Source organism: Vreelandella sedimenti, assembly GCF_013416325.1.
Taxonomy (GTDB): Bacteria; Pseudomonadota; Gammaproteobacteria; order Pseudomonadales; family Halomonadaceae; genus Vreelandella; species Vreelandella sedimenti.
In genome coordinates this window covers 106,838-124,619 of record NZ_JACCGK010000003.1, presented here as the reverse complement: position 1 = coordinate 124,619, position 17,782 = coordinate 106,838, and the positions used below count along the sequence as shown (strand labels likewise).

Annotated in this window: 16 protein-coding genes; 5 read left to right on the top strand and 11 right to left on the bottom strand. The window is 55.1% G+C overall.

Annotation, left to right across the window (positions count from 1 at the left end):
• Positions 1 to 13: 13 nt before the first annotated feature.
• The 3 genes from HZU72_RS04115 to pgi form a co-directional block, all read right to left on the bottom strand.
• On the bottom strand, positions 14 to 1,981 hold the full coding sequence (locus HZU72_RS04115) for a methyl-accepting chemotaxis protein (protein ID WP_235975979.1): 1,968 nt from the start codon (positions 1,979 to 1,981) through the stop codon (positions 14 to 16).
• 125 nt (positions 1,982 to 2,106) lie between these two features.
• Positions 2,107 to 4,002 carry a DNA topoisomerase IV subunit B gene (gene parE, locus HZU72_RS04110; RefSeq protein ID WP_180090666.1) on the bottom strand — a complete coding sequence of 632 codons (1,896 nt, stop codon included), beginning with the start codon at positions 4,000 to 4,002 and terminating at the stop codon, positions 2,107 to 2,109.
• A 318-nt stretch (positions 4,003 to 4,320) separates the two neighbouring features.
• Complete coding sequence (gene pgi, locus HZU72_RS04105; RefSeq protein ID WP_180090665.1) at positions 4,321 to 6,003, bottom strand: glucose-6-phosphate isomerase; 1,683 nt, start codon at positions 6,001 to 6,003, stop codon at positions 4,321 to 4,323.
• Positions 6,004 to 6,162: 159 nt separating this feature from the next.
• Here pgi and cmoA point away from each other — a divergent pair, with 159 nt between their 5' ends.
• On the top strand, positions 6,163 to 6,906 hold the full coding sequence (gene cmoA, locus HZU72_RS04100) for a carboxy-S-adenosyl-L-methionine synthase CmoA (protein WP_180090664.1): 744 nt from the start codon (positions 6,163 to 6,165) through the stop codon (positions 6,904 to 6,906).
• Positions 6,907 to 6,908: 2 nt separating this feature from the next.
• Positions 6,909 to 7,919, top strand: coding sequence for a tRNA 5-methoxyuridine(34)/uridine 5-oxyacetic acid(34) synthase CmoB (gene cmoB, locus HZU72_RS04095; RefSeq protein ID WP_180090663.1), 1,011 nt, complete (start codon positions 6,909 to 6,911; stop codon positions 7,917 to 7,919).
• 18 nt (positions 7,920 to 7,937) lie between these two features.
• On the opposite strand, the gene HZU72_RS04090 is transcribed toward cmoB, so the two are convergent.
• The 4 genes from HZU72_RS04090 to HZU72_RS04075 form a co-directional block, all read right to left on the bottom strand.
• Positions 7,938 to 8,612: a zinc metallopeptidase gene (locus HZU72_RS04090; protein WP_141441305.1), complete on the bottom strand. Its 675-nt coding sequence runs from the start codon at positions 8,610 to 8,612 to the stop codon at positions 7,938 to 7,940.
• An 85-nt stretch (positions 8,613 to 8,697) separates the two neighbouring features.
• Complete coding sequence (locus tag HZU72_RS04085) at positions 8,698 to 9,816, bottom strand: App1 family protein phosphatidate phosphatase (RefSeq protein ID WP_180090662.1); 1,119 nt, start codon at positions 9,814 to 9,816, stop codon at positions 8,698 to 8,700.
• Positions 9,816 to 10,379, bottom strand: a complete 564-nt coding sequence (locus HZU72_RS04080) for a type 1 glutamine amidotransferase domain-containing protein (RefSeq protein ID WP_180090661.1) — start codon at positions 10,377 to 10,379, stop codon at positions 9,816 to 9,818. Before HZU72_RS04080 ends, HZU72_RS04085 begins: the two co-directional genes overlap by 1 nt.
• Positions 10,380 to 10,495: 116 nt before the next feature.
• Complete coding sequence (locus tag HZU72_RS04075; RefSeq protein ID WP_180090660.1) at positions 10,496 to 11,383, bottom strand: substrate-binding domain-containing protein; 888 nt, start codon at positions 11,381 to 11,383, stop codon at positions 10,496 to 10,498.
• A gap of 166 nt (positions 11,384 to 11,549) precedes the next feature.
• On the opposite strand from HZU72_RS04075, the gene HZU72_RS04070 reads away from it, so the two are divergent.
• The 3 genes from HZU72_RS04070 (at position 11,550) to HZU72_RS04060 (ending at position 13,857) form a co-directional block, all read left to right on the top strand.
• Positions 11,550 to 12,254: an ABC transporter permease gene (locus HZU72_RS04070; RefSeq protein WP_180090659.1), complete on the top strand. Its 705-nt coding sequence runs from the start codon at positions 11,550 to 11,552 to the stop codon at positions 12,252 to 12,254.
• Positions 12,251 to 12,982 carry an ATP-binding cassette domain-containing protein gene (locus HZU72_RS04065; RefSeq protein WP_180090658.1) on the top strand — a complete coding sequence of 244 codons (732 nt, stop codon included), beginning with the start codon at positions 12,251 to 12,253 and terminating at the stop codon, positions 12,980 to 12,982. Before HZU72_RS04070 ends, HZU72_RS04065 begins: the two co-directional genes overlap by 4 nt.
• 65 nt (positions 12,983 to 13,047) lie before the next feature.
• The gene (locus HZU72_RS04060) at positions 13,048 to 13,857 is read left to right on the top strand and encodes an ABC transporter substrate-binding protein (RefSeq protein WP_180090657.1); all 810 of its coding nucleotides are present in this window, start codon (positions 13,048 to 13,050) and stop codon (positions 13,855 to 13,857) included.
• Between the two features lie 79 nt (positions 13,858 to 13,936).
• Here the strand turns inward: HZU72_RS04060 and cysN are convergent, their stop codons facing one another.
• The 4 genes from cysN to HZU72_RS04040 all read right to left on the bottom strand — a co-directional run bounded on the left by cysN (position 13,937) and on the right by HZU72_RS04040 (position 17,780).
• Entirely contained in the window at positions 13,937 to 15,379 is a 1,443-nt protein-coding gene (cysN, locus tag HZU72_RS04055; RefSeq protein WP_180090656.1) for a sulfate adenylyltransferase subunit CysN, read from the bottom strand.
• A 14-nt stretch (positions 15,380 to 15,393) separates the two neighbouring features.
• On the bottom strand, positions 15,394 to 16,326 hold the full coding sequence (gene cysD, locus HZU72_RS04050; protein WP_180090794.1) for a sulfate adenylyltransferase subunit CysD: 933 nt from the start codon (positions 16,324 to 16,326) through the stop codon (positions 15,394 to 15,396).
• Between the two features lie 243 nt (positions 16,327 to 16,569).
• A complete protein-coding gene (locus HZU72_RS04045; RefSeq protein WP_180090655.1) occupies positions 16,570 to 17,334 on the bottom strand; it encodes a phosphodiesterase in 765 nt (254 codons plus the stop codon).
• Positions 17,334 to 17,780, bottom strand: a complete 447-nt coding sequence (locus HZU72_RS04040; protein ID WP_022524019.1) for a DUF1249 domain-containing protein — start codon at positions 17,778 to 17,780, stop codon at positions 17,334 to 17,336. Before HZU72_RS04040 ends, HZU72_RS04045 begins: the two co-directional genes overlap by 1 nt.
• Positions 17,781 to 17,782: the final 2 nt, after the last annotated feature.

Sequence of the window (17,782 nt, the reverse complement as noted above, 5' to 3'; positions counted from 1 at the left end):
TTAACATGGCTCGCTATGTTAATTGATACCTTTCGTTTGATGCATTAGATAGCGCTGCCGTAGATGACGCTTCTTGAGAACTACCGTGAAACTCGTCTAACAGCCCTTTCAAGCGCTGGGCCTGTAACGACAGCTCATTGGCAGCACTCGCCGCTTCGCTAACCAACCCGGCATTTTGCTGCGTCACCGTATCCATTTGCGTGACCGCCCGGTTGATTTCATCAATACCGTTGGTCTGCTCGCCAGACGCCTGGCTGATCTCACTAATACGTGCAGTAACCTCTTCAATCGCCACCACGATGTCTTTCATGGCGGATTCAGCTGCTTGAGCATAGCCACTACCGGTCGCAATCTGCTCTGAGGTGGTTTTAATCAGCCCATTAATGTTTCTGGCAGAAGCAGCGCTACGCGACGCCAGCTCACGTACTTCGCTGGCCACTACCGCAAAGCCACGCCCATGTTCACCGGCTCGCGCCGCTTCCACAGAGGCATTTAACGCTAAAATATTGGTTTGGAAGGCAATATTTTCAATCACATCGACTATCGAAGAGACCTCAGTAGAGCTCGCATTGATGGCCTCCATGGATTGCGCCAGCCGTGATACCTGCTCTCCACCCTGTTTCACTTTTTCTGCTGACTCTTTCGCTCGCTGATCCGCCTCTTGAGCGTTGTCAGCATTGCGCTTCACCGTAGCGGCCATCTCTTCCATCGTAGAAGAAGTCTCTTGCAGAGAAGCCGCTTGCTGCTCAGTGCGGCTAGAAAGCTCGGTATTGCCCGCGGCAATTTCCGTCGATTCACTGGCAATGGCATCCGCTACGCCACGCACGTCACCAAACAGACGCTGCAACTTCTCCGCGTAGCGATTAACGGCACCGCGTAGCTCGCCGATTTCATCATCGCGATAAATGGTCAGTTCACGACTGGAACCGCCCTGGCCCAGTTGATCAATCTGCCCAGTAGTACTGCGAATCTGACGTAACAAGATACGCCCACCCCACCAGCCTAGCGCGAGCAGCAGCGCCAACAGCGGTAAAATAAACATCAATAAATCACGCGTTAAGGTGCGCGCCAAAGCCGTTACCTGTTCGCTAGGCGTTACCAAGCCGAGTGTCCAGCCAGTGTCTGGCATATCAAACAAACGCACTGCCGCAGGCTCGTCCAATACGCCCGCACTTTCTACATTGGCCTCATCACGGCCAGCCTCAACGGCCTCTACAATGGGCTGAAGCCAAGGCATATCACCCACTAAATCGCCCAGGCCACGCATTTCATCCGACGCCTGCTCAACGCCCGGCAAGTCAATTACGTTGTGATCTTTATCCAACACAAAAGCATAGCCACCTGTGCCGCCACCATTTTCGGCGAGAAACTCAGCAACACCGTTTAACTGCATATCAATGGTGGCCACACCAGCAAAGTCATTATCGAGGTAATAAGGCACGCTACAGGTCACCATCGCGACGCCGGTCGCCGGATCGCGATAAGCAGCAGACCAAACACACTGCCCAGGGGTTGCATCAAGGGCACTGCTGTACCATGCCTCATCATGATAGGCGGCAATATCGCTTGCGTTATAATCATCCAAAAATTCCAGCTCGCCCTGGGCATTGCGTGCCCAGAAAAAGCTAAAACGCTCGACCCCCGAGGAAAATGCGCCGGGCTCCGGCCAAATACCGCCGCCCGCCACCGTTGCATTGCCGTTGTCATCAACGACATTAGGCAAGGCTTCAAGGTAAATGGCTTCTTCACGCGGTAGCGATTCGGCCAAAGCCGCCAAACTTGATGTATTGCCTTCGACCCGGGCTAATTGACCATTGAGCGCATTTACAATCGAGCCCCCCGTACGCTCTATCAATGACTGGCTCGCATCGATAACCAGCGGCTGACCTCGCCACGCCATTACGCCGTAAATACTGGCCGCCATCAGAAGCATAAGTACGAATGCAGACAGCGTTAACTGTCGGGATATCGTGTTAAACAAAAGCCTTCCCCTTATATATGAATGTACGTTTATTACGTCTTTTTAGTATGTAAGCTCTACATTCAACTATCGGCTAAAGTACGCGTTACTGTAACAACGGCTTGTTAACGCTTGTCTGCTTTTACCTACACTTCGATATCGGCAAGATTGCCGTAATCTTCCAGCCATTTTTTGCGATCACCGGCACGCTTCTTGGCCAGCAGCATATCCATCATTTCCATGGTGCCGTCGCCGACGGTCAACGTCAGTTGCACAAGGCGACGGGTTTCCGTCGACATGGTGGTTTCACGTAGCTGTAGCGGACTCATCTCACCCAGGCCTTTAAAGCGCTGCACATTAGGTGTGCCACGCTTATTGGCCAGTTGCTTAAGAATGGCGGCTTTTTCGCTCTCATCCAGGGCGTAGTGCACTTCTTTACCCAGATCGATACGGTAAAGCGGTGGCATGGCGACATACACATGGCCTGCGTCTACCAGGCTCGGAAAATGGCGTACAAACAGCGCGCACAGTAGCGTGGCAATGTGCAAGCCATCGGAGTCGGCATCGGCGAGAATACAGATCTTGTGATAGCGCAGTTTTTCCAGATCAGCGCTGCCGGGGTCAGCGCCAATGGCGACGGCGATATCGTGCACCTCCTGGGAGCCGTAGATATCGTGGGTTTCCACTTCCCAGGTATTCAGAATCTTACCGCGCAGGGGCAGTATCGCCTGGGTCTCGCGGTTACGCGCCTGCTTGGCACTGCCGCCGGCAGAGTCCCCTTCTACCAAAAACAGCTCGCTCTGGGCGGGATCTTGACCGGAGCAGTCCGCCAGCTTACCGGGCAGTGCCGGGCCGGAAGTGACCTTTTTACGGGCGACTTTTTTGGCTTTTTTCTGGCGATTTTGCGCCGCGCTGATGACCAGCTCGGCAATTGCTTCGGCTTGATCCACGTGGTGATTCAGCCATAGCGAGAAAGCGTCTTTAACGACGCCGGAAACAAAACCGGCAATCGTGCGCGATGAGAGCCGCTCTTTGGTTTGCCCGGCAAACTGTGGATCGAGCATCTTCACTGAGAGCACAAAGGAGGTGCGCTCCCAGAGGTCATCAGCAGTGAGTTTGATGCCGCGGGGCAGCAGGTTACGGTATTCGCAGAATTCCCGCAGCGCATCCAACAGCCCGGAACGGAAGCCGTTTACATGGGTACCGCCCTGGGGGGTGGGAATCAGATTAACGTAGCTCTCCAGCAGCGCTTCGCCGCCTTCCGGTAGCCACTGAATCGCCCAGTCTACGCCGTGCTCGTCGTCATTGAAGTGGCCGACAAACGGCTCCGCCGGAAGCACTTCATAGCCGTCAGTGGCTTCGACCAGATAATCACGCAAACCATCGGCGAACTCCCACTCGGTGGAAGTGCCGTCAGGTTCTACCAGCGTGACTTTTAAGCCGGGACACAGCACCGCTTTGGCACGCAACAGGTGTTTCAACCGGGTTAGCGCTAACTTGGGGCTATCGAAGTAGCTCTCATCCGGCCAGAAACGCACCAAAGTACCACTTGCCCGCTTGGGGGCTTTGCCAATTTCATGCAGCTCTTCGACTTTCTCACCGAACTCGAAGGCCATGGCATGGCGTGCCCCATCCCGGGTGACTTCGACATCTAACCGGCGCGATAGCGCATTAACCACCGAGACCCCTACCCCGTGTAGGCCGCCCGAGAAGCGGTAGCTAGTGGAGGAGAATTTGCCACCCGAGTGCAATTTGGTAAATATCAGTTCAACGCCTGAAACACCATGCTCCGGGTGTAGGTCGATGGGCATACCTCGGCCATTATCCTGCACCTCAATACCGCCATCGCTATGTAGCACGACGTTAATTTCGGTGGCATGGCCCGCCAGCGCTTCATCGACGCTGTTATCAATCACTTCCTGAGCAAGGTGGTTGGGGCGTGTGGTGTCGGTATACATACCGGGACGCTTACGTACCGGCTCGAGGCCCGACAGGACTTCGATGGAACTCGCGCCGTACTGAGAGGCATCAAACTGGGTCATGTAACGTCGGTTCCCTGAAAAATCGTACTGGCAGCCATATCAAATGCTGAAAAGTGTCATTGCCGACTTGCAAAGAAGCACAGGATAGCGGAAAAGCAAAAAGCTGTATATCTAGCCATGCTTCATGCTTGTTGCCAGGGGCGCCGGGGATAGGTCGTAGAGGAGGTCATTTGCCATGGCCGGAAAAATGATCCCTTCAATTCCGGCATTTTCGCCATCCATGGCGGTCAGATGGCAAATGTAGCGCCCAAGGATGGGTTCACAGCGCCTCCTCGTAGACCTGTCGCCGGGTTAGCCCCGGCTCGCTATCTACTTAATTCACTCCTGCTCAGACGCCCAAAATGCTTCAATCAATCCCTTACTGGAAGCATCCATCCGCGATAGATCTCCCTCATGGTCGATAATCTTTTGAGTATCCGTGGCAATCTGTTTGCCTAGCTCAACGCCCCACTGATCGAACGGGTTGATATCCCAAATCACCGCCTGAACAAAGACTTTGTGCTCGTAAAGGGCGATAAGCGAACCAAGGGTCGCTGGGGTGAGCTGGTCAAGCAGCACCGTCGTCGAGGGCTGGTTACCACGATAACGCTTGTGCTCTGGCCGTGGGCCGTCGTCTTCCAAAGCGTCATCACCAAGCATTAATACGCGGGACTGCGCAAAACAGTTGGCCAGTGCCAGACGATGCTGGGTTTTAAGGTGGCGGCGGGTATCCGGGTCTTCCACCTCATCGTATCGCTTGAGCGGCGCGATAAAATCACACACCACCGGTTGAGTTCCCTGGTGTAATAGCTGATAAAACGCGTGTTGGGCGTTGGGGCCAAGCTGACCCCAGAGCACAGGGCAGGTGGAGTAGTTAATCGGCTGGCCTTGACGGGTAACCGACTTGCCGTTGGACTCCATCTCAAGCTGTTCAAGATAGGCGGCGAAATACTCCAAGCGCCCATCGTAGGGCAGAATGGAGTGCGCGCGGATATCCAGGAAATTGACGTTCCAGATGCCCGCTAACGCCAGCAGCACGGGCAGGTTCTCCGCCATTTCTGCCTCAGCAAAATGGCGATCCATGGCGTGCGCACCGGCTAAAAACTCGCGGAAATTCGCCATCCCAACCACCAGCGCAATGGGTAAGCCAATGGTGCCCCATAGCGAGTAGCGCCCGCCTACCCACTCCCAGAATGTTAACTGGTGATCGTCAGCAATGCCCCACTCGGTCATTTTCTCAGGGCTCGCCGACACACCAATAAAGTGCTGACGCACCACCAGCTCAGCGCTGATCGGCGTCGCACCATGCTGGGTCAAGCGGCTAAGTAACCACTCCCGAGCGGTGTTAGCGTTGGAGAGCGTATCAATGGTGGTGAACGACTTGGATGACAACACAAAGATAGTGGTTTCAGGATTCAACCGGCTCAGATAGTCCGCTAACTGGGAGCCATCCATGGTGGAGGCAAAATGCACCTCAACAGGATGAATATCTTTGGGTCGGAAATCTGCCAAGGCATGGGTGACCATTAGTGGGCCTAGATCTGAACCGCCTACACCCAGGTTAACCACATGCCGAATCGGCTTGCCGGTGGCACCACGCCACTGCCCTGCGTGCAGCCGGCTGACCAAGCGCTCCATTTGGGCAAGGCTTTCGTGTACGGCGGCAACGATATCTTCACCCTCAACCTCCAGCGTCGCATCATCGGGTAAACGCAGCGCTGTATGTAACGCCGGGCGGTTTTCGCTGACGTTCACTCGCTTACCACTTAGCAGCGCCTCAATGGCAGAGGGTACGCCCGCTTCGCTGGCCAGCGTAAACAGATGCTCGAGCGTATCGTCATCCCAGCGCTGCTTGGAAAGATCCAGCGTCAAGCCCGCCACCTGGCGAGTAAAGCTTTCCCAACGGGAAGGCTCGGTGCCAAACAGCGTTTTCAAGTGAACGTGCTGCAGCGTTTCAGCGTGATGCTTTAACGTTTGCCATGCCGGTAACGTATCGGGTGTAGCGCTTGATGCTGAGGCCATTTAGCTTCTCCAGTGGCGTCGATCCTTGCAGCGGGGCTTTTTAAGCAGGTTAATAAACTTAAACAGGGCTGTTCTAAACGAGTCTGTGCTAGACAGGCCTGTTCTCGTCAATTAAGGGCGCGTAAACTAGCACGCCTTTTCCATGATCCCGGCTTGCCCATGAGTGATGCATCTTACCGTGACGCTATCTTTTCGACACCCCTTGACCGAGTCGCGCGGTTCTCTTTCGACGAAAAGGTGGTCGCTTGCTTTCCTGACATGATCCGCCGATCGGTACCCGGCTACGGGCAAATTCTCGGCATGTTGAGCTTAATTGCCCAGCGCCACCTGCGCCATGGCGCCCATGTCTATGATCTAGGCTGCTCGCTGGGCGCTTCCGGCCTGGCGCTGGCAGGGGCGCTGGCGCCCGACGCCTTTCGCTACACGGGCGTTGACCTATCGCCCGCCATGGTCGCCCAGGCTCGGCAAACCTTTGCTGACGAGTGCCCAGCGTACGCTATGCAGGTCGAAGAAGCCGACATTCGTACCCTAGAGTATGCGCCTTCGGGCATGATCATTCTCAATTTTACCCTACAGTTTCTGCCCGCCGCCGACCGCGATGCGCTACTGGCGAGGCTTTATGCGGCGCTGGAACCCGGCGGCGTGCTGATTCTCTCTGAGAAAACCATCGACGCCGACGAGCGCGACAATGCCTGGCGGGTAGAACGCTACCACGATTTCAAGCGCGCCAATGGTTACAGTGATCTGGAGATCAGCCAGAAGCGCACCGCTCTTGAGAACGTACTGGTGCCGGATACCCTCGATGCACTTCATGGCCGTTTGAAACAAGCAGGCTTTCCACGCTCAATGACCTGGTTCCAGTACCTTAACTTTGCCTCGCTGATTGCGTTTAAGGAGGGTTAAAGGTGGCGCCACTACCCGACGATCATCGCGCAATTTATCAGGCGTTTTTAGAGCAAGCCACGCTTGATGCCTCGCTAACATCCTGGCTAGCGAAGCTTCCCGAGCAGTTAGCTCACGGGCTTGACCGTAACCGCCACGGCGATTTATCCGCCTGGGAAAAAGCGGTGGCCAAGCTTCCCGCGCTGCCCGCCGAGCGGCGCGTGGATTTAAACAGCGACACCGTCAGCGTTGATCTCGATCTTAGCGATAGCCAGCAGCGCCAGTGTTTTAACCTACTAAGAAAGCTTGCCCCTTGGCGTAAAGGCCCTTTTCAACTGGGCGGCATTCATATTGATACCGAGTGGCGCTCGGACTGGAAGTGGCAGAGAGTGGCTCCACACCTGGCGCCGCTAAAATACCGCAAGGTGCTCGACGTGGGCGGTGGCAGCGGTTACCACGCTTGGCGGATGGCAGGGGCTGGGGCTGCTTTCGTATTAGTAATTGACCCTTCGCCGCGCTTCTACTGGCAGTTTCAGGCGGTACGCCACTTCGTCGGCGATGCTGATGGTGGCAGAACGCAGTTCTTGCCAGTAGGCATCGAGGATGTGCCAGAAAACCTGAGCTTTTTCGATACGGTATTTTCCATGGGCGTGTTCTACCATCGCCCTGCCCCATTGGAACATCTTCAGCAGCTAAAAGCCGCGTTGGCTCCGGGCGGCGAGCTGGTGCTGGAAACATTGGTAGTCGAAGGCGACGAGCAGACCGTATTTGTGCCCGGCGAACGTTACGCCGCCATGCCCAACGTCTACTTCCTGCCCTCTTCTCAGGCGCTCTGCCATTGGCTGGAGCGCTGCGGCTTTACCAACGTGCGCGTGGTTGACGAAGCCGTTACCACCTTAGACGAGCAGCGCTCAACCGAGTGGATGACCTACCAATCTTTGGCTGATTTTCTCGACCCTGAAGACCGCACCCACACCATTGAAGGCTACCCCGCACCGCGGCGGGCGGTGATTATCGCCAACAAGCCAGAATAGGGGCTGCATGCTTGCAAACTACCGCCGCAAAATCACCAGCCAGCGGCCTAGGTTCATCACGCTGGCGAGTGAGGCGGCCACGTAGGTAAACGCGCAGGCGGTGAGTACATGCCGGGCACCGGGCATATCGTAAGGCGGGACGTACTCTTTCAAGAGCGGCAGCGCGCGGTTAAAGCTGGCATCAAACTCAACCGGCAGAGTCACCAAATGTACCAACGCTGCGGTGCCAAAGCTGATCACCGCCATGGCAATTACAATGGCCAAACCACCCGGCAGACGCGTCAATAAAAACAGAAAAGGCGCAGCCATCATCAGCACAGCGCCGAGTTTCTCAGCTTTTTGGGCAACGCCGACTAAGCGGCTGCGCGCCAGTAGCGGCGCGTAGCCCTGGTGATGCTGAATGGCGTGCCCTACTTCATGGGCAGCCACCGTGACGGCCGTTAGCGAACGCCCATCGTAGTTATCTGGTGAAAGACGTACGCAGCGGGTTTCAGGGTCATAATGGTCACCGAACTCAGTGCGCTCAACGCTTGCGCCCTCAATACCTAGTCGGCGCAGCAAATGATCGGCAAGCTCTGCACCCGTGCCCGGGTAATCGTCACGGCCGCGGGTATGGCGTTTCAGCACCCACTTGGCCCAAACATTGGGGAGCACAAATACCGCCAGCGCAAAAATGATCAGCACAACAACCATGGCAGTCCCTATCTACAAATGACCGTCGTTAAACACACCTTTTCGTAGCGTAGCTTTTACCATGGGGACTGGCTTGGCAACAGCGTTATGCGGGATCGTTGCGATGCTCCTCCACTTCGCGCTTTACTGCCGCTAAGCCGTGAGCAGAGATATCGCCCTGGGCGTGAGCGTGTTCGGCAATCAGAACGCTATCGACGGCAAGAACCAACTCGCACTGGGTGCCAACCAACTCATCGCGCAAGCGTTGTATCGCCTGCTCACGCTTGGGGTTTTTATCCACTCGACGAATGTAAATCGCTTTAATCCGATCCGGGTAGGCTTTCAAGATCTCAATATATACTTCTGGATCGTGCTGACCGCTGTCGCCAATTAGAATACACGGCATATCATTGTAAAGCGTCAACATACGGTCGATCAGTTCACGCTTATGCTCTTCTGCACGGCGCGGCCAAGGCTTGCGTAAAGAGACGCCCCATTCGCGTAAAAAAATAATCGGCCCAACGGGGATGCGGTTGATCTGAAAAAAGGTTTCGAGCATTTCGTATATCGCCCAAGGGCCACGGGATACATACAGAATGGGCCGCTCAGCGCGTTCACTCACGCCACGATGTAAAGCTTGATAAAGCGGCGCAACCCCGGGGAAAGCGGTGCGGCGATGAGGCTTTTTAACAAATAAGCGGTAAAGCATTTTGAGCTTTTCCGCCACCCCGGTAAACATAACGGTGTCATCAATATCACTGATAATCAGCAAATCCGCCTCTGACGGAGGTATATAAACTTCTACGTGAGTACGTACCGACGTCTGCCCTGAGCAATGCACTAAAATATCGGCTCGGTGCCAGGAGACATCAATGGGCAGGGTGTGACTAATCGGTAAGTGGACGTCGAAATAGCCATCTCGATCTGTACCGACGCAGAGCTGATTTTCGCCGATGTGAATTTCTACCTGCGCTTCGGCCAGCCCTCGGCGTAAAACGCGCCGCGCCACGTCTGCGGTATCGCGTAGCATGCCATGGCGAGGAATGGCTCGACCTAGTGCGGCTTGGCGAAACACCCGGCCCATGACAAAAACTTCACGCTGGGAGCCATAGCCGCGGTAAGGATGAACCACCATCCCGCCGCGGCTACTGTCTCCTTTGATGGGTTTGGCAATAACGTGGACAAGCCTTTTGATAAAGCTTGTCCACTGACGCAATACGTTCATCAAGCGTGTTGACCGGAGTGACGCCCTTCCTGCAGCTCTTCGAGTAACTTGGCGTTAAAGGCATCCAAGTCCTTCGGCGTACGGCTTGTCACAAGACCGCTGTCCACAACAACTGGCTCATCGACCCACTCAACGCCGGCATTGCGTAAATCTTGCGCGACGCTGTGTACCGAGGTCATGCGGCGGCCTTCAACCACGCCCGCATTAATTAAAATCCACGGCGCATGGCAGATAGCGGCAACAGGCTTACCTGCCTGGAAAAACCCTCTTACGAAACTCAACGCATCGTCGTTGATGCGCAGTTCATCGGGGTTGAATAAACCACCCGGCAATACCAAGGCGTGGTAGTCAGACTCACTGGCATCAGCAAGGGCTTTATCGGCTTCATAGTTGTCACCCCAGTCGGTTTCCGCCCAAGCGCGGATTCCTTTACCGTCGGGGGTGACCACATGAACCTCAACACCCTCTTTCTGTAAGGCGGCGCGCGGTACGCTCAGCTCAGACTCTTCAAAACCATCTGCGGCTAAAATAGCAACACGCTTACCGTTTAGTCCTTGTTTCATCATGCTCTCCTTTTCGTGATGATTTGCGTTAGTAACGCCCCACTAGTGTGGCGGATATTGAATCAGGGTCAAGCTCTCCTGCTGACACCGCAGATTAACAGTTAGCGAATAGCGCGCTAGGCGTTATGCACAATCCGTCCTAGTTCAGCAATATCATAACCCCCTAACTGTGTTGCCCTCTCGGCAAAACGCACTTGATGAGCAAACGCCAATAGTCGCTGTATTGAAGGTTCGAAATAGCTGCGCCGCTGCATAATCAAATCAAACGGCTCATCGCAAAGTGTAACAAAGCCGAGGTGCTGGCGATGGGCGGCGGCTTCAACTCCCAGTCCAACATCCGCCTCGCCCTGACCAATGCTAAGCGCCAAATCATCTTCACTTAAGGAAGCATGTGGCGCCCAGTTGATCACCGAGCTTTCAATGCCTGCTTGTTGTAGCAAACAGTGCAGCAACCGTGCTGCTCCAGCGTCGGACTGGCGATGCGCCACGCGCACTCCGGGCCGTTTTAAATCATTTAACCCAGAGATGCTCAGCGGGTTGCCAGCGGGTAAAAGCAACCCTTGGCGGCGCTTTGCCCAGTGCACTATCAACAAATCACGCATGCCGCTTAAGCCAAGCGCGCTGGGCTCGTTATAACGCTGAGTAGAAGCATCCAGCAGATGAATACCCGCCAGCATCGCCTTGCCGTCAAGCAACCGCCGCACGCCGTCGCCACTGCCTTGGCAGAGCATCGCCAAATCAGAGCCGCTTTCCCGAATAGCCCACTCCAGCAGCGGATCCTGGCTACCGGCCGCTACTAGCGGCACTGATAAGCGCTGCGCCTGATCGCCTTCTAAATGGTTGAGTACCCATAAATCGATCTGTTGGCGGGGAAACAGCAACTTTCCCGTTACCCGACTACAGGGGATCTGGCCTTGGCGTACCAAGTCATACACCTTGCGCTCTTTTAAGCGCAAATAGTCAGCGACTTCTGTGGTGGTCAGGTAAGCATGTGGTTCAGACATCGCAAGGTAGCCTCACTGCATAGAGCGCAATTTTTTATTTTTACTGCATATGACTGCATAAATTTCAGGACACAGTGCATTAAGTCATTTTTCGATACATTATGCCAATTCTCGGACAACAGTTTTCATACAACAGCTCTTCATACAAAAGTGAAACCGACGCTCAATGCTCACCAGTGACAACGCTTTTAGTACGGCTCTCACCCTAATCCTGAGTATGGATAGCGCGTTAATCTCCATCGTGATGCTCTCGCTGCAGGTATCGCTGATGGCGGTATTAATTGCCAGCCTGATATCCCTGCCCTTAGGCGCTGCTCTGGCGCTATGGCGCTTTCCTGGACGTAACGTCGTGATTGTCGCCCTAAATGCCCTGATGGGCTTACCGCCAGTCGTGGCAGGGCTTTGTGTTTACCTACTGCTTTCGCGCGCAGGCCCACTGGGTGAATGGGGGCTGCTGTTTACACCAACCGCGATGGTGATAGCCCAAGTAATTCTGGTGCTACCCATTATTGCCGCCCTCACTCGGCAGCAGGTTGAAGCGCTTCACAGTGAGTATGCCGAGCAGTTGAACTCACTGGGGCTAACGCGCCTACGTATGATCCCCACCCTGCTGTGGGACGCGCGCTTTGGGCTGTTAACGGTGATCCTAGCGGGCTTCGGACGCGCCAGCGCCGAAGTGGGTGCGGTAATGATTGTGGGTGGCAATATCGATGGCGTCACTCGCGTGATGACCACCAGCATTGTGTTGGAAACCAGCAAGGGCAACCTGCCTATGGCACTTGGCTTAGGGATCATCCTGCTCGCCCTGGTTACCATGATTAACGCGATTGCCCACATGATCGGCGAAACGGCGAAAAGGCGGCTGGGATGAACGCTTATCATATGCCCCCCATCGCCCCCCTTGAGCTCGACAGCGTGAGCTTTATCCATCGCGGCCATACCCTGCTTAAACCGACTTCACTGCGCCTTGCAGGCTGCCAGCGAACGTTAATAATGGGGCCGAACGGTGCGGGCAAAAGCCTGTTAATGCGTCTCGCCCACGGCCTACTAACGCCCTCTAGCGGTTCGGTTCGCTGGCAAGGAATTCAGCCTGCGCAAGCCATGGTTTTCCAACGCCCGGTGCTGTTGCGACGCTCTGCGCTGGATAATCTGACCTATGTGCTAGCCATCAACAAAGCGGCTCGATCAGAACTGAAAGCATTACCTCGAAAAGCCCAGGCGATGAGTGCCCTTGAGAAGTTTGGCTTAGCACACCTAGCCAAACGGCCTGCGCGGGTGCTTTCCGGCGGTGAGCAGCAGCGTTTAGCGTTAGCACGGGCCTGGCTGCTCAATCCCCAAGTGCTGTTTTTAGACGAACCCACCTCGGCGCTCGACCCCGCCGCCATCAAGGCCGTTGAAGATGCCGTACTGGAGTTTCATCACAGCGGTACACGTATCGTTATGACTACTCACGACTTGCACCAAGCACGTCGCTTAGCCAATGACGTGGTGTTTTTGCATAACGGCGAACTACTTGAATATACCCCTGCCAGTGACTTTTTTACCGCCCCCACCTCACCTGAGGCGGGGGCGTTTATTCGCGGCGAGTTGGTCTGGTAGCTCCAATATGAGTGAGCCCTAGGATTGAAGTAAAACGATTCATGAAAAGCGATCAAGGAGCAAAAATGAACAAAACTACCGCACTTATCACCGCTGGCACCCTAGGGCTGACCTTCAGCGCGACGCTGATGGCAGCCGATGACTACATTACCCTGGCCTCCACCACCTCTACCGAAAACTCTGGCCTGTTTGACGCCATCATCCCCGCATTCAGCGAAGAGACCGGGGTTGATGTGCGCGTGGTCGCCGTGGGTACCGGCCAGGCGTTCGAAATTGGCCGCCGTGGCGATGCGGATAGCCTGCTGGTTCACGACACCGCAGGTGAAGAGCAGTTTGTGGCCGATGGCTACGCCACAGAACGTCTGAATGTGATGTACAACGATTTCGTGATCGTCGGCCCGAGCGATGACCCTGCGGGCATCCATGACAGCGAAACCGTTATAGATGCCATGCAGCGTATTGCCGAGAGCGAGTCGCCCTTCGCCTCACGTGGGGACGATAGCGGCACCAACCGCGCGGAATTGCGCTTGTGGGAAGATGCTGGGGTCACACCACAGGGCGAGTGGTACCGCGAGCTGGGCAGCGGCATGGGCCCTACGTTGAATACCGCCGCGGGTATGGACGCCTATACGTTTACTGACCGAGCCACATGGGTCGCCTTTGACAACCCACAAGACCTTACCTTGCTGTTTGAAGGCGATGAAGCGCTATTCAATCAGTATGGCAGCCTATTGCTTTCGGCAGAGCGTCACCCGCACCTGAAGCACGACCTCGCCGCCCAGTGGCACGAGTGGTTGGTTTCCGATAAAGGCCAGCAAGCGATTGCGGATTTTGAGGTAGACGGACAGCAACTATTTTTTCCTAACGCTGAGTAATATTTCAACTCATCAAAAAACGGCACGCCTTCAAGGCGTGCCGTTGTGCTTTGTGCTGCGGTGCGTGCGTCTAAGCTTTTTAGCGGTTAAATAAGCCGCTGATATCTTTCGCTTCCCAGTGAGGGAAATGCTTACGCACCAGGGCATTCAAGTCGCGTTCAAAGGCGGCCCAATCGGTGGCGTTTGAAGCATTGCCTGGGGCGCTGGCGGTACCGCGAATCATACCGGCCCCTACAGTGACATTGGTCAGCCGGTCAATGATGATAAAGCTACCGGTACCTGGGCTGGTGCGGTAATCATCCACCGGAATAGCGGCGGTCAGTTCCACATCGCAGCGGGCAATCGCATTTAGCCCCAGCGAGTGAGTGGCATGTTTCTCGAGGGTATTGACGTCGATTTGGTAATCAATAGCACTGACCTCGCCGGAAAGGTCGCGGGTCGCCAATTTGAAATCGTAGAGCTTACCCGGCGTTAACGCCTCTTCCTGCATCCAGACAATATCGGCTTTAAAGGTGTTGGAGAGTGGCAGTTCGCTATCCGCTGCCACCAGCCAGTCGCCACGGGAGATATCGATCTCATCTTCCAGGGTCACAGTGATCGCCTGGCCAGGATAAGCCGCCGCTAGATCGCCATCAAAGGTGACAATCCGTGCAACCCGCGATGTTTTACCCGACGGGAGTGCCTTAACGTCTTGCCCAGGGCGTAATACCCCCGCAGCTAACGTGCCGCAATAGCCGCGGAAATCCAGGTTCGGGCGGTTGACGTACTGTACCGGCAAACGCAGATCGCTGAGGTTCTGATCGCGGGTAATCTCGACACTCTCTAATAGCTCGATCAGTGTTTCCCCCTGGTAACCATCGCTAAAATACCAGGGCGTTTGTTCGCTGCGATTGACCACATTGTCGCCATTCAGAGCCGACATCGGTACAAAGCGAATATCCGGCGCTTGCAGATTGGTAGCAAAGGCGCGGTACTCATCGACTATCTCGTTAAACCGCTGCTCGGAGAAGTCCACCAGATCCATCTTATTGACCGCAATCACCAGGTGTTGAATACCTAGCAGGTCGGCAATAAAGCTATGGCGGCGAGTCTGGGTTTGCACACCATAGCGTGCATCGATCAGGATAATCGCCAGGCTGGCGGTTGACGCCCCCGTGGCCATATTGCGGGTGTACTGCTCGTGCCCAGGCGTATCGGCGATAATAAACTTGCGCTTATCGGTAGAGAAAAAGCGGTACGCCACATCGATGGTAATGCCCTGCTCACGCTCTGACTGCAGGCCATCCACCAACAGCGCCAGATCAACGGTGTCACCGGTAGTACCACTGGTTTTGGAAGCCTGAGTGATCGCCGCCAGTTGATCTTCAAAGATCATTTTTGAGTCGTGAAGCAGACGGCCAATCAGCGTCGATTTGCCGTCGTCGACACTGCCGCAGGTAATAAAACGCAGCAGGTCTTTGTTTTCGTGCTCGTGCAGGTATTCTTCGATATTATCGGCGATTAAATTGGATTGATGAGACATCAGACTTTCCTCATTTAAAAATAGCCCTCGCGCTTTTTCTTTTCCATCGAACCCACCTGATCGCGATCGATGGCGCGGCCACTGCGTTCACTGGTTCGGGTCAGCAGCATCTCTTGAATAATTTCCGGAAGCGTCGCGGCTTCGGATTCCACCGCGCCGGTTAGCGGGTAGCAGCCAAGCGTTCTAAACCGCACTGACTTTTGCTCCGGCACTTCACCAGGCGCTAACGGCAAGCGGTCATCATCGACCATAATTTGCATACCATCACGCTCGACCACCGGGCGCTTGGCCGAGTAGTAGAGCGGCACGATGGGTATCGACTCTAAGTAGATGTACTGCCAGATATCCAGCTCGGTCCAGTTAGAGAGCGGGAACACGCGGATCGATTCGCCTTTATTGACCTTGGCGTTATACACGTTCCACAGCTCAGGGCGCTGGTTTTTAGGATCCCAGCGGTGATACTTATCGCGGAACGAGTAGACGCGCTCCTTGGCACGCGAGGCTTCTTCATCCCGACGCGCGCCACCAAAGGCCGCATCAAACCCATACTTATCCAGCGCCTGCTTGAGCGCCTGGGTTTTCATGATATCGGTGTATTTGGCGCTGCCGTGATCGAACGGGTTGATATTGGCTGACCGCCCCTCTTCGTTGGTGTGCACGATCAGCTCCATACCCGCCTCTTCGGCCATGCGGTTGCGGAACTCGATCATTTCGCGAAACTTCCACGTGGTATCCACGTGCATCAGCGGGAATGGGGGTGTGCCGGGGTAAAAAGCTTTGCGCGCCAAGTGCAGCATTACCGACGAATCTTTGCCGATGGAGTACATCATCACCGGGTTAGCGAACTCGGCGGCGACTTCACGGATGATATGGATAGACTCGGCTTCTAGTTGCTTGAGGTGGGTCAAGCGTGCGGCATCAGGGGCATTAAAAGCCTCCCCCTGCATCGCTGTAGATGAAGAACGCGTCTCTGAAGACCGCTCTTTTGACGACAATGTAGACAATTGGGTCATGGCCCCTTACCTCACAAGAACAAGCTCGTCACACAAGCTAAAATCAGCGTACGTTATAAATAATTGTACGTTCGAATGTGGGTAGGGTAACGCCGAGTTGATAATAACCCAAAAGAATTAATAACTATCTTTTTATTCCTTAATCACCTAACGAAGACTAAGAATGTGATAGGCCTATTAATCAATGCGCTCAATCCAGCTCTGCCACTCGCTTTCCTGGGCATCGCTATACGCCAAATCGATAACCCGATAGCCAGGGCGGGAAGCTTCATCAATCGCAAACTGCTCGGCACCAGGCAGAAACTGATCGGCCATCGCCGGGCAGCCATAAACATCAATAGTCGCTTCACCTATGCCCCTACCTACGCCTAAAATATGATGCTCGGCGTAGGCTTGGTGCGCATGCCCAAATAGGATGATCTTAACGTGCGGGTGTTTACTTAGCAGTTGCCAAAATGCGTCGCGATCTTGTAAGCCAATGGCATCCATCCACACCGCCCCCACGTCAACTGGCGGGTGGTGCATGGCTATCAGCGTGGGCCGGTCATCGTTCTCTAACTGTTCAGCGAGCTTAGCTAGCCGCTCGCTTCCCAGTTCACCGTGGGGTTTGCCCTCCACCTGGGTATTGAGCAGCAGGATGCGCCACGAACCCAAGTCCACTTGTTCGACCATCGGCCGCTCGGCCGCCATGAACTCGGGCTGATCGTGATTACCCGGCAGCCAGTACCAGGGGCAAGGCAACTGCTCCAGCGCCTGCACTGCCAAGGCGTAGGAAGCGGCCGATTCATCCTGGCTTATATCACCTGTAAACAGCACGATATCGGGCTTTTCGGCGACAACGGCATTCAACACCTGCTGAAACTGCTGCCAGGGTATGCCCGCCCGGGAACGCGCTTCAATATCCGCATAGAGATGGGCGTCGGTAATTTGAACCACACGCATTAGGGCATCTCCGGCACGTCGACCGTGTGACCGTGGGCAAGGCCGTGAGCCAGCCACTCGCCCAAGAAGCGGTTAAGTTGAAGCTTCTCATCCGGCTGATGCATCCGGGCATTGGGGTAGCGGTAGCGGCCACTAAAGTGGCGCTCACGTTGAAAGTCGGTCACTTCCGCCATGCGTACATCGTGATAGAGATGTACGCGCATACGCGGCCCTTCCAAAACGGTATCTAGTGGGCCGGTCTGAGAAACATTCACCATGGTGGTGTAAGGCGCCTGCTCTTGAATATACAGATGCAGATCACCGAAATGCTGTTTATCACCGCGCAGGGCAATATCGCGGCGCTGGCCGGCCTCCATATCGCCCACCAGGCGCACCAAACGTAAATAGTTGGCGCTACACTCCCCTTGGAGCGATTTTAAATCGGTGACATAGGCCGTTCTCGCCATGT

Coding starts and splice junctions, on each gene's coding strand:
- parE (WP_180090666.1), bottom strand. CDS start 4,002: ATGACCCAGTTTGATGCCTCTCAGTACGGCGCGAGTTCCATCGAAGTC.
- pgi (WP_180090665.1), bottom strand. CDS start 6,003: ATGGCCTCAGCATCAAGCGCTACACCCGATACGTTACCGGCATGGCAA.
- cmoA (WP_180090664.1), top strand. CDS start 6,163: ATGAGTGATGCATCTTACCGTGACGCTATCTTTTCGACACCCCTTGAC.
- HZU72_RS04090 (WP_141441305.1), bottom strand. CDS start 8,612: ATGGTTGTTGTGCTGATCATTTTTGCGCTGGCGGTATTTGTGCTCCCC.
- HZU72_RS04085 (WP_180090662.1), bottom strand. CDS start 9,816: ATGAACGTATTGCGTCAGTGGACAAGCTTTATCAAAAGGCTTGTCCAC.
- HZU72_RS04080 (WP_180090661.1), bottom strand. CDS start 10,379: ATGAAACAAGGACTAAACGGTAAGCGTGTTGCTATTTTAGCCGCAGAT.
- HZU72_RS04075 (WP_180090660.1), bottom strand. CDS start 11,383: ATGTCTGAACCACATGCTTACCTGACCACCACAGAAGTCGCTGACTAT.
- HZU72_RS04070 (WP_180090659.1), top strand. CDS start 11,550: ATGCTCACCAGTGACAACGCTTTTAGTACGGCTCTCACCCTAATCCTG.
- HZU72_RS04065 (WP_180090658.1), top strand. CDS start 12,251: ATGAACGCTTATCATATGCCCCCCATCGCCCCCCTTGAGCTCGACAGC.
- HZU72_RS04060 (WP_180090657.1), top strand. CDS start 13,048: ATGAACAAAACTACCGCACTTATCACCGCTGGCACCCTAGGGCTGACC.
- cysN (WP_180090656.1), bottom strand. CDS start 15,379: ATGTCTCATCAATCCAATTTAATCGCCGATAATATCGAAGAATACCTG.
- cysD (WP_180090794.1), bottom strand. CDS start 16,326: ATGCAGGGGGAGGCTTTTAATGCCCCTGATGCCGCACGCTTGACCCAC.
- HZU72_RS04045 (WP_180090655.1), bottom strand. CDS start 17,334: ATGCGTGTGGTTCAAATTACCGACGCCCATCTCTATGCGGATATTGAA.
- HZU72_RS04040 (WP_022524019.1), bottom strand. CDS start 17,780: ATGGCGAGAACGGCCTATGTCACCGATTTAAAATCGCTCCAAGGGGAG.